Annotated in this window: 13 protein-coding genes and 1 riboswitch; of the genes, 11 read left to right on the top strand and 2 right to left on the bottom strand. The window is 36.1% G+C overall.

Annotated elements, in window-relative coordinates; genetic code table 11:
• Nucleotides 1–240 precede the first annotated feature (240 nt).
• The 10 genes from BZ25_RS02270 (at nucleotide 241) to BZ25_RS02225 (ending at nucleotide 11,583) form a co-directional block, all read left to right on the top strand.
• Entirely contained in the window at nucleotides 241–2,502 is a 2,262-nt protein-coding gene (locus tag BZ25_RS02270; RefSeq protein ID WP_121567243.1) for a POTRA domain-containing protein, read from the top strand.
• Nucleotides 2,503–2,531: 29 nt separating this feature from the next.
• Nucleotides 2,532–3,017, top strand: a complete 486-nt coding sequence (locus tag BZ25_RS02265; protein ID WP_012209043.1) for an HPP family protein — start codon at nucleotides 2,532–2,534, stop codon at nucleotides 3,015–3,017.
• 72 nt (nucleotides 3,018–3,089) lie between these two features.
• Nucleotides 3,090–3,269: riboswitch (Lysine riboswitch) on the top strand.
• 72 nt (nucleotides 3,270–3,341) lie between these two features.
• Entirely contained in the window at nucleotides 3,342–4,313 is a 972-nt protein-coding gene (locus BZ25_RS02260) for an aspartate-semialdehyde dehydrogenase (RefSeq protein ID WP_121567242.1), read from the top strand.
• Between the two features lies 1 nt (nucleotide 4,314).
• Nucleotides 4,315–5,553 (top strand): diaminopimelate decarboxylase, encoded by a 1,239-nt coding sequence (gene lysA / locus BZ25_RS02255; protein ID WP_121567241.1) that lies wholly within the window; start codon nucleotides 4,315–4,317, stop codon nucleotides 5,551–5,553.
• A 25-nt stretch (nucleotides 5,554–5,578) separates the two neighbouring features.
• Nucleotides 5,579–6,457 carry a 4-hydroxy-tetrahydrodipicolinate synthase gene (gene dapA / locus BZ25_RS02250; protein ID WP_121567240.1) on the top strand — a complete coding sequence of 293 codons (879 nt, stop codon included), beginning with the start codon at nucleotides 5,579–5,581 and terminating at the stop codon, nucleotides 6,455–6,457.
• Entirely contained in the window at nucleotides 6,454–7,092 is a 639-nt protein-coding gene (locus BZ25_RS02245; protein ID WP_121567239.1) for a 4-hydroxy-tetrahydrodipicolinate reductase, read from the top strand. The genes dapA and BZ25_RS02245 overlap by 4 nt, the downstream gene beginning before the upstream one ends.
• A gap of 312 nt (nucleotides 7,093–7,404) precedes the next feature.
• The gene (gene dapD, locus BZ25_RS02240) at nucleotides 7,405–8,106 is read left to right on the top strand and encodes a 2,3,4,5-tetrahydropyridine-2,6-dicarboxylate N-acetyltransferase (protein WP_121567238.1); all 702 of its coding nucleotides are present in this window, start codon (nucleotides 7,405–7,407) and stop codon (nucleotides 8,104–8,106) included.
• Between the two features lie 35 nt (nucleotides 8,107–8,141).
• A complete protein-coding gene (locus BZ25_RS02235; RefSeq protein ID WP_121567237.1) occupies nucleotides 8,142–9,341 on the top strand; it encodes an aspartate kinase in 1,200 nt (399 codons plus the stop codon).
• Entirely contained in the window at nucleotides 9,338–10,477 is a 1,140-nt protein-coding gene (locus BZ25_RS02230) for an aspartate aminotransferase family protein (protein WP_121567236.1), read from the top strand. Before BZ25_RS02235 ends, BZ25_RS02230 begins: the two co-directional genes overlap by 4 nt.
• On the top strand, nucleotides 10,474–11,583 hold the full coding sequence (locus BZ25_RS02225) for an amidohydrolase (RefSeq protein ID WP_121567235.1): 1,110 nt from the start codon (nucleotides 10,474–10,476) through the stop codon (nucleotides 11,581–11,583). The genes BZ25_RS02230 and BZ25_RS02225 overlap by 4 nt, the downstream gene beginning before the upstream one ends.
• Nucleotides 11,584–11,588: 5 nt before the next feature.
• Here the strand turns inward: BZ25_RS02225 and ispD are convergent, their stop codons facing one another.
• Complete coding sequence (gene ispD / locus BZ25_RS02220) at nucleotides 11,589–12,263, bottom strand: 2-C-methyl-D-erythritol 4-phosphate cytidylyltransferase (protein ID WP_121567234.1); 675 nt, start codon at nucleotides 12,261–12,263, stop codon at nucleotides 11,589–11,591.
• 272 nt (nucleotides 12,264–12,535) lie between these two features.
• Between ispD and BZ25_RS02215 the strand changes: the two genes are divergently transcribed.
• A complete protein-coding gene (locus BZ25_RS02215; protein WP_103064857.1) occupies nucleotides 12,536–13,486 on the top strand; it encodes an ROK family protein in 951 nt (316 codons plus the stop codon).
• 146 nt (nucleotides 13,487–13,632) lie between these two features.
• Here the strand turns inward: BZ25_RS02215 and BZ25_RS02210 are convergent, their stop codons facing one another.
• A complete protein-coding gene (locus BZ25_RS02210; RefSeq protein WP_103064856.1) occupies nucleotides 13,633–14,469 on the bottom strand; it encodes a DegV family protein in 837 nt (278 codons plus the stop codon).
• Nucleotides 14,470–14,540: the final 71 nt, after the last annotated feature.

Here is a 14,540-nt window from a genome sequence, read left to right as displayed (position 1 = left end):
TTTCTAAAAAGGGTGGGAAGCGGGGTATAAGGGAAAAATCTCTTTTCCTTATGGGTGGGCTGCGGGGCGAAGGGGCGCAAATAACGACTAAGCGCAGCTTACAAAAAAATGTTTTAAAAGGGTCACAGGGCGGAGCCCTCCACCCCCCATCGGGTTAGGGATCGCAGGTCCCTTTCTAAAAAGGGTGGGAAGCGGGGTATAAGGGCGCTAACAAACTACAAAAAATTAGGAGGTTTTAATATGAAAAAACATTTTCTACTATTTACCGTCTTTCTCATTGCAGGATTCGCATTTTCAATAACCCTTTTAAACGACATTTCCTACAATGTTGACATATCTTATGCAGCAACAGATGTGGAAAGGGTATTAACAAATTATGGCATACAAGAAGGCTCCTATGTGGGGGATATAGACATTAGATTGGCTATACAAGAAATATTAAAATCAGGTTATTTTACCTCTGTATCTTACAATTTGGACGAAAATGGGAATCTGGAATTCATATTTAAGCCCAACCCTATTGTCACAAATTACGAAGTTGAGATCTTAGGTGATGAATTGATCGACAAAGAAAATATTCGTTCTTCGATCAGTATAAACACCAATGTCCCTTTGAGTTTAAATGATTTTCAAACCTCGATGAAAAATATACAAGATTTGTACATAAAAAACGGTTACCAATTCGTTGATATATACTCTAATCTAAAAATGTCTGGAGATGAGATCACCTTAGAGGCAACTGAGATAAACAATAAAGAATATTCATCAGATACCTTGGTTTTCATCGTTAAAGAGTATTCTCTTTGGGATTTAGAATTAAGGGGAGAATTATCTCAACTGGATAAAGAAAACATAAAGGAAAGAATCGGTTTTGATTTTAGAAAAGATTGGAATAGCAAGTTCTTCTTGTTTAGACCCAACGCCAAAGAAACCTACCCAAGTTTTCAAAAGGTTCAGATCATATTGAACTCGTTAAATCAAATTCCGTTTTTCTCCGCTGACACGAATTTACGTTTCGAAGTAACCGAAATAGAAGAAAATAAAGGTGGAGAGTTATTACTGGTTTTAGAAGGCAGCTTAAGAAAAATTATTCCCCAAGAGCCAGTAGTAATAAACAAAATATCTTTTGTCGGAAACGAAAGTTTAGAAGACTTCAGATTGAATGAGGTTGTGAATGAGTTTGTTCCATTAGGAAACCCTGTGAGTAACTTAGACGTTCTTTACGCTTACGATAACCTCCAAAAGGCTTATTACGACAATGGATATATTTACACGTTAATTATCCCTAAATACCAAGATGAGGCATTAATTTTCGAAATAACGGAACCTAAGGTTGGAGAGGTTGAAATAACTCAAGAGGCAACCGCTAAAACCCAACCGTACATAGTTGAGTCCTTAGTGAAGATAAAACCAGGCGAGGTTGTCAACCAGCAAAAATTACAAGATACCTACACATCCTTCATGGGAACAGGATTTTTTCAAGATGTTATGATACAACCTATTCAGCAAGCCGAAGATGTTATAGGTTTTAAGATAACCCCCATTGAAAGTGAAAAACTCGGAAAATTAATGGGTGGTGTCACCTGGAGCTTACCAGAAGAAGGTCAAGAATGGTATCAAGGTTTTACTGGTCAGCTTGAGGTTCAGTGGTTAAATCCTTTTGGATACGGACAAACATTTTCTCTCAACTCAGATTTGAATCCTTTGGGGAATTACTATTCTTTTGGGTTCGATTACGATGTTATTAAGTTGGCTGGTAGTGATCTTGATTTAGGCGCCGGCATACATTATACGGTAAGCGGTGATGGAGAGTATTATTCGAACATCGGAGAAGATGCGACGAACTATCTGTCCTTATCTGTTGCTCCAAGATACAGTATACAAGACTTCTCTTATATAACAAGTTCCTTTACCTACAATAACTACAAATTATTGGATGAAAGTAATCTTAATCTACTTTCTGGTTCAATCGGGTATCTATACAATAGCTTAGACAGCCCTTATAGGCCTTATAATGGTCAATATTTCCAAATAAACGGTATCGGTGGGGTTGAAACAAGCAATGCCAATTACTATGTTGGTGCCAACACTGAAGGTAAACTGTTTTACAGTTTCTATAAATTCACATTGGGAAGTAGACTGAAACTGGGTACAGTTTATAATTCTAACATCGATTCTAACCTGCATTATCAGTACAATGTAGGAGGAATGTACTCTGTAAGGACTTCTGATTTTTACGAACAAGAAGGAGAAAATTTACTTTTATTCAACACAGAATTGGCTTACGAGCTTGCCACGGGTCAAGTTCCATTGGATCTTATTGCCTATTTTGATTACGGTAGCGCTCAAGATGACGTCAGTAACCTTATTGGTGGTGGTATCTTGTCTTTTGGTGGCGGATTAAGATTCACAGTTCCTTTATTGGGTCAAATAGGCTTTGGATATGGATGGGATGAGGCTTTACAAGGACAGGTCTGGTTCGGTTTTGGTCAGACATTTTAAATTTATGTTCCCTTAGGGGGAATTTATAATTGAATGAAATTTCTAATATTTTTTTAAAGTTTAAAAAGAACTGGAAGAAGTATGTTTTTCAAAGTTTATTGGCTACCATCACGATCTTTTTCATACTTTTGATTTTGAATGTTCAAGACAGGCCTATAATAGTTAGTTCGTTAGGGGCATCGACTTTCATAGTTTTTGCGATGCCAAAAAGTATGGTCGCTAAGGCTAGAAACTTGGTTGGTGGACATGCGGTAGGATTTATATGCGGAAGTATTTTTTCTCTTTTCCTTAACGGTAATTTTGTATTCTCTAATTTATCGTATGCCCTCGCCGTAGGTTTGTCTATATTTCTTATGGTTGTCATTGATACAGAACATCCACCAGCTGCGGGTACAGCACTGAGTTTGAGTATAACAGGATTTAGTTTAAATGCATTTCTATCTGTTTTTATAAGTGTGGCAATCTTGGCGGTTGTCCATCATTTCCTAAAACCTTATATGATAGATTTAATTTAAAAAGAAATGGAAAAGTAACTTTTATTTATTCTTTGTGTTATTTCAATATGTTATCTTATAACAAAATTAATTATTTAAAGCGGAGGCGCAACCGAGAATAGTAACTTCTTCTTTTAAAAGAGGGAAATTTAGAAGAAGCGAAAGGCGAGGTTGCCGAAGAAGTAAGAAGAAAACCCTCATCTTCGGACTTCTGGGTATGTGGGGAATACCTGCATAACTGTCACGTGAAGAACGTGGAGAGCCGCTAAAAATGAGAAAAATATATTTTCTTATTATTAAGACCTCTCCACAGTGAGAGGTTTTTTGATTTTGGAGGTGCTTTTTTTGAAAGTTGGAGTTGTCGGAGCTACCGGTGAGGTAGGAAGAACATTTTTGAAGCTATTTGAAGAATACAAACTAATTAACGAAATTTCCGAATTACGGTTGTTTGCATCGGAAAGGTCTCAAGGGCAAGAGATCAAAGTAGGTTCTAAAAGATACACCGTGGAAAAGTTGCAAGAAGAGAGTATGAAGGAGAAGTTTGATTACCTTTTTTTCTCGGCTGGTGCCTCGGTGTCAAAAAGGTTCGCCCCCATAGCGCAAGAATCAGGGAATGTCGTTATAGACAATTCTTCACAATTTAGGATGGACGAAAAGATTCCCCTTGTCGTTCCAGAGGTTAATGCAGAGTTGTTGAAAAATTACAGAGGAATAATTGCAAACCCTAACTGTTCAACCATTCAAATGGTATTAGCCCTTAACGGCATACATCGTGATTTAGGTTTAAAAGAAATAGTTGTCTCTACATATCAGGCGGTTTCTGGCGCTGGAAATAAGGGCATAATCGAGCTTTTAAACCAAGAAAAAGGGATAAATGAAGTGAAACATTTTCCAAAGGTCATAAAGAACAACGTTATACCATTGATTGGTGAAAAAAAGGAAAACGGGCTTACTTTTGAAGAAGAAAAGATGATAAACGAAACTAGAAAAATTTTTTCTGACAAAGAAATTAAAGTATTCCCTACAACCGTTAGAGTGCCTGTACTCTACGGTCATTCCGAATCGGTTTTCTTCAGAACGAAGTTGGATTCTTCTGTTGATGAGATTATGAAATTGGTTGAATCGACTCCAAACGTCGAGTACAACGATGAAAAAATTACTCCCATAGAAGTTGCGGGAAGTGATATTACATTTGTCTCTAGAATAAGAAAGATCGAAGAAAAAACCTTTTTGATGTGGGTTATAGCGGATAATATAAGAGTTGGTGCTGCTACCAATGCAATTAGAATACTTCAAAAACACAGAGAATTGAATTGAGGTGCGGGGTTTGAAAAAAGAACTTCCCTTTTCAGAGAAAGAGTTAAATAATCTATTAAAGAGCGTACAAACACCTTTTTATCTCTACGATGAAAAAGGTATAAGAAATAGAATAAGAACCTTAAAAGATGCCTTTTCTTGGGCTGATTTCAAAGAGTTTTTCGCCGTGAAGGCAACCCCTAATCCCCATATATTAAAGATCACAAAAGAAGAAGGTTGTGGAGTAGATTGCAGCTCAATGGCAGAACTGGTGGCAGCAGAAAAAAGTGGATTTGTGAATAACGAGATCCTATTTACATCCAACGATACCCCTTTGCAAGAGTATGAAAAGGCTTTATCTTTAAACGCCATTTTGAATCTTGACGATGTAAGCCATATAGATTTATTAAAAGAAAAATATATGTTGCCTGATTTGGTGTCCATCAGATACAATCCAGGCGGGGATTTTGGAAACGAGATAATAGGGAATTTAAAGGAATCAAAATTCGGAGTACCTAAAAAGGATCTAATAAACGGATTCGCGAGGCTCAAAGATTATGGGGTTAAAAGATTCGGACTGCATGCGATGTTGATTTCAAATGAATTGAACCCTCAAAATATAATAAAAGTCGCCCAATTTCTTTTTGAAACCGCTGTGGAAGTTCATAAGAAATTAGGAATAGATTTTGAATTCATAAATCTCGGAGGCGGTTTTGGTATACCTTATAAACCCGAAGAAACGGAACTTGATATATACTACATATCACGTCAAATAAAAAAAATGTATGAGGATATTTTACTGGAAAATGGACTAAAACCTCCAAAAATATATATGGAGCACGGAAGATACATCACTGGACCTAATGGCTACTTAATAACAAAAGTCTTGCATATAAAAGAGTCCTACAAAAAATACGCTGGAATTGACGCTAACTCTGCAAACTTATTGAGACCCGCTATGTACAAGGCTTATCATCATATAACGGTTTTAAATAAAAACTCTGACGAAAAAACAGAGTTATACGATGTAGTAGGATCGTTATGCGAAAATAACGACAAACTGGCAACAGATCGATTATTACCAGAATTAAAACGTGGAGACGTCTTAGTTTTTCATGATGTAGGTGCTCATGGATACTCCATGGGATATAACTATAACGGAAAATTAAGATCCGCTGAATATTTGTTCACCAAAGACGGAGAATTCAAGATGATAAGAAGAGCCGAAACGTTGGATGATTACTTTGCAACTTTGAAATAAAACTTTTAAGAAGGAGGAATTCTCAATGTTTAATGGTCTTGGAACAGCAATGATCACACCTTTCGACAAAGAATTGAACGTCGATTATAATTCACTAAGATCTTTTGTTAAATATCAACTTGATAACGGTGTTGACAGTTTAATAGTTTTAGGAACTACTGGAGAAGCACCTGCTATTGAAGAGGAAGAAAGAGAAAAAATAGTCAACACGGTAGTAGAAATTGTCAATAAGAAAATTCCCGTTATTGTGGGAACGGGAACAAACAACGTGAATCATGTTTTGAAAAACAATAAAGTAGCTGAAAGTGCTGGTGCAGATGGTTTATTAATCGTTACCCCTTATTACAATAAAAGTACGCAAAAAGGATTGGTAGAGTATTTTAAGTACATCTCTGAAAGAACAACTTTACCAATAATAATGTACAACGTACCTTCAAGAACCGGCATGAATATACTCCCAGAAACAGTCGTTTCTATCCACGAAAACTGTAAAAACGTTATTGGAGTGAAAGAAGCTAGCGGTAATATATCTCAAATAGGAGAATTATTTTCTATAAAACCGGATTCTCTTAAGGTGTTTTCAGGAAACGACGATCAAGTCCTTCCTATAATGAGTTTAGGCGGACATGGACTTATTTCAGTTACGTCCAACGTTGCCCCACGACCTTTCGTTGAATTAACCCATAGCATTCTTAACAACGATTTAGAAAAGGCTAGAAAATTAAATAATCAATTTATGAAACTCAACAAACTTTTATTCAAAGAGGTCAACCCCATTCCTGTCAAATATGCCGTTTCTTTACTGGGCTTATGCGAAAATGTCGTGAGATTGCCGTTGGTGAAAGCAAGTCAAGAAACAGAGAAACTTCTAAAAGAAGAGATGGAAAGGTTGAATTTACTATGAAGATAGGCATAGTAGGATACAAAGGACGAATGGGAAAAGAAATAAAAGACCTCTTTGAGGAGAAGAACCATGAATTTGTTTGGGGATACGATAAAGATGGTGAGTATTTTCAAGAAACTCCCCAACTTATTATCGATTTTTCACTTCCTGAAGTTTTTGAAAAAACTGAAGATTATGTGAAAAAATTTAACGTTCCATTGATCATTGGAACAACAGGGCTTCAAGATGAGCAGATTGAGTCTTTAAAGGCTTTAGCTAAAGATGTACCTGTAGTTCAAAGCTACAACTTTTCGATCGGCATACAATTGTTTCTAAAGATGGTGGACTTTTTGAAAGATAAAATCGATGGATGGGATGTTGAGATAATAGAAACACACCATAGATTTAAAAAAGATAAGCCTTCTGGAACAGCCAAGATGATAAAAGAAAGCTTGGATAAAGATGTACCTATAAGCTCATTAAGATTGGGAAATGTAGCAGGGGATCATGTATTGTACATGGCGAACTTGGGCGAAGTTCTCAGTATTTCTCATAGGGCTTTATCAAGAAGAGCCTTCGCAGAAGGGGTCCTTAAGTCCGCAGAGTTTGTAATCAATAAAAAGAATGGGTATTTCACCTTTACCGACGTAATTTAAGCGGATTAAGCCCTTTTGCAGCTTTGTGCAAAAAGTTTTTTTATAATGAAGTTTGATTTTGAACTTGGGGATCTTAAGGGGCTCGCCCCTTAACGTATGGGTCTAAGGGACCGCAGGTCCCTTCCTTAAAATGGGCGGGCTGCGGGGCGAAGGGGCGCAAATAAAGATTAAGCAAAACTTACAAGAAAATGTTTTAAAAGGGTCACAGGGCGGAGCCCTCCCCCTCCAGGTCTAAGGGAACCGCAGGTCCCTTCCTTAAAACGGGTGGGGAGCGGGGTGAAAGGGCGTTAAAACAGTTAATAGGAGGTCATCATGAACACCGAAGAAATAATAAATTTAATAGCAAATTCAAAGAAAAAGAATCCTTTAAAGGTCTACATTAAAGGTAACCTCAAAGAAATAGATTTTCCCAATGTAGAATTTTACGGTAACGATGAATTCGGAATCTTGTTTTGTGAAGAAGAAGATTTCAAAACAATTTATGAGAATAATAAAGATTATATAATTAATTACAGAATAGAAAGGGATAGAAAAAATTCTGCCATTCCTTTGGCAGATTTATCTAAATACAATGCAAGAATAGAACCAGGTGCCATAATAAGGGATCTTGTGGAGATAGGCGACGGTTGTGTTATTATGATGGGTGCCGTTATCAATATAGGAGCTTGCATTAAAGAAAACACCATGATAGATATGAACGTCGTTATAGGAGGAAGGGCTCAAATAGGTAAAAATTGCCATATTGGGGCAGGAGCAGTTATAGCAGGGGTCATAGAACCCCCAAGCGCTCAACCAGTGGTGATCGAGGATAATGTTCTCATTGGAGCTAACGCAGTGGTATTAGAAGGAGTGAAAGTAGGTCAGGGATCAATAGTCGGAGCTGGCTCTGTTGTAATTTCTGATGTCGAACCTTACTCTGTGGTAGCCGGAGTCCCTGCAAAATTCATTAAGAAGGTTGACGAGAAAACAAAAGCCAAAACGCAACTTGTAGAAGGACTTAGAAATTTGAAATAATTTGTTCATATCAAATTTACCGGGGTGGATTAATTATGCAGTTGATAGTTCAAAAATATGGAGGAAGTTCTCTTGCGGATTCTGAAAGGTTGAACAACGTTGCCAAGAGAATATGTAACAAGGTAGATGAAGGGTTTAAAGTATTAGTTGTGGTTTCTGCAAGAGGAGAGACCACGAATAGATTGATTGCATTAGCTAAAGAAACAGTTAAGAACCCTAATCCAAGAGAATTGGATATGCTTTTAGCTACTGGAGAACAGATCAGTGCCTCTTTGTTGTCTATGATATTGAACGATAGAGGTGTCAGATCAAAATCCATGAATGCCTTTCAATTAGGATTATTAACCACTTCTGATTACAATGAGGCTCAGATCAGAGCGATAAACAAAGAGGTAATTCACAAAAACCTTGCAAACAACGATGTTTTAGTTATCACAGGGTTTCAAGGTATTACAGAAGAAGGAGATTTGACAACCTTAGGAAGAGGAGGTTCTGATACTTCTGCTGTTGCTTTAGCCGCTTCTTTAAAAGTCAAGTGTGAGATATACAGTAATTTTGCCGGCATTTATACAATCGATCCAAAGATTTATCCTAATGCAAAAAAATTAAAATACGTTACTTACGATGAAATGCTAGAAATGGCAGCTTTAGGAGCAAAAGTGTTGCACCCAAGGTCTGTAGAAATCGCTAAAAAGTTTAATGTGGAGTTATACTGTGCATCGTCTTTTTCAGATGAGGAGGGAAGTTACGTAGTGGATAATTACAACGAATATTTAGAAGAACCTGTTGTAACAGGCTTAAGTGTGGCTGAAAATCAAACCCAAGTCACTATTTTAAATCTTCCGACGGATCACTTTTTTATTAATAAAATTTTTGAAATCGCTGCCAACAAAAATTTAAACATTGATATGATATCAATAATAAAAAATAATGAAAAAGCTGATATCTCTTTCAGTATCGTAGATAGCGTAATCGATAATTTTCGAGAAGTTTTAAGTGATTCTCTTAAAAATGATCATGAGAATTTTATTGATTTTAAAAATGACTTAGTCAAAATATCAGTAGTCGGAATTGGTATGAGGAAGGCAAGAGGAGTGGCTTCCCGATTTTTTAAAGCTATTGAAGATATCCCTATCTTTTTGGTGACTACTTCGGAAATAAAAATTTCATGTTTGATTCCAAAAGAGTATAAGCAAAAAGCTGTTGAAAATTTAGCAAAGGAGTTTGATTTATGAGCCTATTACAAGTATTCAACCCGTTTCCAATAAAAATTGATAGAGCGGAAGGTTGTTACATTTACGATAAAACAGGGGAAGCGTTTCTGGACACATTTTCTGGTATAGGAGTAATGAGTTTTGGGCATTCTCACCCATCTTTGTTAAAAGCGTTGAAGGAAAAGATGGATAGATATATGCACACTTCTAATTTTTTCCTCGATGAAGATGCAATTTTCGTATCAGAAAAACTAGTCAATTTCACTGGGAAAAATGGCACCGTTTACTTCAGTAATTCGGGAGCAGAGGCTACTGAAGCTGCTTTAAAAGCCATTAAAAAAAGAGCAACAGATAAAAGAAATAAGATCGTTTTTTTCGAGAACGGTTTTCACGGTAGAACTTTAGGCGCACTTTCTATTAACGGTTTTAAAGACTTAAGAGAACCGTTTGAACCTTTGCTTCCCAACACGATAGAACTAAAGTACAACGATGTAGAGGATTTACGTAGATACTTCGATCTATTTGGAGAAGAAACGTTGGCTGTTTTTGTAGAACCGATTCTGGGATCAGGAGGAATAGTATCAATCAAACCAGAATTCGCATCTTTGATAGAGGACTTAAAAAGGAAATACAATTTTATTTTAGTCTGCGATGAGGTTCAAGCTGGTCTTGGGCGAACGGGAAAAATTTTTTCATACCAGCATTTTGGGCTATATCCAAATATTATAACCATCGGTAAATCCATAGGCGGTGGTTTGCCTTTGGGAGGTACGTTATTTCTTGAAAATATTTCTCAGGCTTTTGAAAAAGGAGAACACGGTTCAACGTTTGCTCCAAATCCTGTTGCCCTTGCGGGAGCTAAATTCATTGTGGAAAACATCCCCTCTCTTCTGAAGGATGTTGAAGAAAAAGGAAATTACATAATGCAATATTTAAAAGAGAAAAATTTCGAAAAAGTAAAAGAAGTTCGAGGCAAAGGTTTGATGATTGGCATAGAGTTAAAAGAAGAGGACCCTCAAATGAGGGTAAAAGGTCTACAAGAGGGTCTTTTGTTGAATGTACTTCATAACAGTGTGATTCGTCTATTGCCTCCTTTAAATATTGAATATAACGACATCGAAAAGATGTTGACAAAATTAGAGAAGGTTTTAAAATGATCCTTTCACCTTATGAATTGAGACATAAAATACATGAGAATCCGGAATTATCTCTTGAAGAGTATCAAACTACCGAATTATTGGAAAAAACCATAAAAGAAGCCGCCACCTTTTACAACCTTGACATTAACGTATACAGACCTCTAAAAACGGGACTAATTGTTGAGTATAACGGTGGCAGTGGTGATGAGTATCTTCTTTTTAGGGCAGATATCGATGCTTTAAATATAAAAGAAAAGACTAAAGTTGATTTCAAATCAAAAAATGAATACATGCACGCATGTGGTCATGACGTTCATACCGCTATTTTGTATGGTTTTTTTCTCAACGTGATAAAAAATAAAGTAAATAAAAATATAGTTTTTTTATTTCAACCTGCAGAAGAATCAAAGGGTGGAGCCCAAAGGGTTATCGAAAGTGGAATATTGGATAAGTACAATATAAAAGCGGCTTTTGCACTACATGTCAACGATGAGTTCCCTGTGGGGACCATAGCCTCAACGCGTGGTACGCTTTTTGCTTCAGCCCTTGAGTTCTTTGTGGATTTTGAAGGGGTTTCTTCACATCTTGCCTTTCCCCATCAATCTAAAAATGCGTTGAACGCCCTTCGCATATTTTTAGATGTGCTTGATAAACTTCCAAAAAATCCCATGGAACCTTTTGTAATCGGCGTTGGTAAAGTAAGTGCAGGTAGCGCGATCAACATTCTACCAGGGAACTCCCATGTTGAGGGGAGTATAAGAGGTGTCGATTCTGAAAATAGCCTAAAATATTTCGAAGATATGAAAAATATATTGTCAGGGATAAAGACCATGACAGGGGTTGATTATTCGTTAAGCAAAGGGTCTTTCTATTCGGAAGTCGTCAACGATTCATTGCTATACGACAAATTTATTCCTAAACTCTCAAAAACGTTTAATTTTGTTGACTGTGGCTTAAAAATGACGGGTGAGGATTTTGGCTTCATATCAAAAAAATATCCCGCACTAATGTGTTGGTTAGGAAGTTCTAAAGGAGAACACCACGGTCTACATAACCCTGAATTTTTACCACCCGATGAGGTAATAGATGTTGGAATCAAGGTTTTTGAGACATTTTTAGACTAAGAGATTCATTTAAACATGCATCTGGCTAGTTCAAAATCCTCTTTTTTTGTAAGTTTGATGTTATTTTTGTAATCTTCCACAATCGCTGTTTCATAACCAGCATGAATAAATATAGATGCATCATCTGTGAAAGAAGATAAGATCTTTTCGGCATTTTGATAAGCTTTAAGTAATTTAGCAAAATCGAAAGTTTGAGGGGTATGATGCAGATAAATCTGGGATCTTTCTAAAGTTTTTAAAATCCGACCGTTATTGACTTGAGAAACCGTGTTTTCTGCCATTTCTGCCAAAACAGCCCCTCCTATTTCTTTGGCCTTGTAGATGCTTTCATCTATTTTCTTAATATCAACGAAAGGTCTTACGGCATCATGAATGCAAACTAAATCAGGCTTATTATCTTTTTTACTCAAATACAACAGGGCGTTATAAACGCTTTCTTGTCTACTGCTCCCGCCAATTACCACATTCTCAAATTTTGAAAAGATTTTAACTTCTTTTTCTGTTAAATCCACGTAGTTTCTGTGAGATACGACGAGAAACTTATCTATTGATGTTGAATTCTGGAATTTTTCAGCGGACATTCTCAATATGGTTTTGTTATTTAATTTTACAAATTGTTTTGGAATTTCAAATCCCGCTCTTTTTCCTTCTCCAGCTGCTACTATAATTGCATAGACCATTTTCTTCACCCTTTATTATTTTTTGTATTTTAAAAAATAGATTTAGTAGAACTTCATCTTTTTTTTAAATAATTAATTTAACTTTTGATATAATAGATTGATAAACTAATTATAATATATTTTGCAGCCGTGTGCAAAAAGCTTTTTTTAAAATAAACTTTGATTTTGAGGATTTTAAGGGGCGAAGCCCCTTAATGTCCAAGGGTGGGCTGCTGGGCGGAGGGGAGCAAATATAGTAGAAGACAGCAAATACACTTCAAGGAGTGATGACAATGTTGGTAGTAGGAATCGATTTGGGAGGCACTGAGATAAAAGCCGGATTAGTCGATGAAAAAAAAGGAATAATTAAAAAGATTTCTAGACCTACAGAAGTTGAAATGGGAAATGCCCAAGTAATAGCTAATATAACAAAAACCGTGAAAGATTTAACGGAAAACACTGAATTTTCAGCAATTGGAATAGGTTCACCAGGTTCTATAGATAGAAAAAATGGAATTGTGAGATTTTCCCCAAATTTTCCAAACTGGCGAAATTTTGAATTGGTTCGCTTGATAAAAGAAAATATAAACGTTGACGTCTTTTTAGAAAACGATGCCAATGCCTTTGCACTTGGTGAATGGTATTTTGGTAAAGCAAAGGGTTTGCACGATTTCATCGCTTTAACCATAGGAACAGGCATAGGTTCCGGAGTGGTTTGTAACAACACATTTTTAACAGGTAAAGACGGTCTAGCTCCAGAATTAGGACATGTTGTAGTTGTACCAAATGGTCCACAATGCGGTTGCGGTAATAGGGGATGTGTAGAAGCTACTTCTTCTGCGAAATATATAGCATTAGAAGCCAAAAATTTGATAGATAGGTACCCAGATAGCCTTGTTTTAAAATTAGCCGGAAAAAAAGAAAAGATTGAATCAAAACATGTTTTTCAAGCTTATGAAAAAAATGATCCTCTTGCCAGTGTAGTTTGTAACTTTGCCATCGATGCCCTCGCTAGGGCTATTGGAGGATATGTTCATGCCTTTAACCCAGAAAAAATTATAATCGGCGGGGGATTAAGCAGAGCCGGTGATGCTCTTTTTGTTCCATTAAGAGAAATGACAAAAAAATATGTTATGAGCAGTTTCGCAGATACTTATACAATAGAACAATCATCTTTAGTGGAAGATGCGGGTATTCTAGGGGCAGCATCTGCAGCCTTTTATGCCGAAGAAAACCCCTTATAGTTCATAATCAAAAATCTCTTATCTAGAACCGAAAGAAAATTTCATTTGCATTCATTCTTGCTGTATAATACAAAGATAAATGCAAAAAACTTTTTATATATTATCCCCGCCTATAATGGCGGGGATTTTCCAAAATTTAATTCACTTTAAAAAGCAAGTATAACTCCGCCTTCATTAGCATAAACAGTACTTATCCCTGCAGTTTCCACAATAATTATATCTCTAAAATTATATCTTTTAGCTGCTTCTTTTTTGATATACTCAGCTCTCTCGAGAGCATTGCAGTGAGCAATTCCTAAAACTTTATCTTTCAAATTATTCCCTACTTCTCCTATTTTATCAATTAGCTTTTTAATCGCATTTTTGCTTCCTCGCGCTTTATCCAATAAAGTTATAGTACCTTCTCTAGTACCAGCCAGAATAGGTTTTATATTCAATAAAGATGCAAATTCACCTTTCAACTTACCCATACGCCCTGCCTTGATAAGGTTATCTAGCGAATCAAGCACAAATAAGGTCTTCATCTCTTCTATATATTTTTCTGCTTTATTTATTATTTCGTCCCTACCGAGTTTTGCTTCAATTAATTCACCAATTTTGTAAGCAATCATTGTTTCACCGACAGAAGCGCTAAAAGAATTGAATACTTTCACGAATTTGTCTTTAGCTTCTTCCAATAAAATATTCTTAGCGAGAACCGCATTCTGATAACTCGAACTTAACTCCTTAGATAAGGTAACTACAAAGGCATTTTCATATTTCTCGTATAAATTTAGAAATGGCTTAGGCCCTGGACTGGCGGTTTTAGGAACTTCGGTAGAGTTTCTCATTGCCTCCAGTAGTTTTTCACGGTCTAGATTCTCATCATCTATAAAATGTTGATCACCAATATCAATAAATAATGGAACTGTCGATATATCAAATCTTTCTTTAATTTCTTTTGTTAAATCACAACAACTGTCAACTACTATTTTAAACTTCACTATTTTATTACCTCCGTTGAATTTAGATATATATTTAATCAGCTTCATAGTATATTATACCAAGATATAAT

The sequence above is a fragment of the Petrotoga sp. Shatin.DS.tank11.9.2.9.3 genome (assembly GCF_003665005.1).
In the GTDB taxonomy this organism is placed as follows: domain Bacteria; phylum Thermotogota; class Thermotogae; order Petrotogales; family Petrotogaceae; genus Petrotoga; species Petrotoga mobilis.
This window is presented reverse-complemented; position numbering and strand designations above follow the sequence as displayed.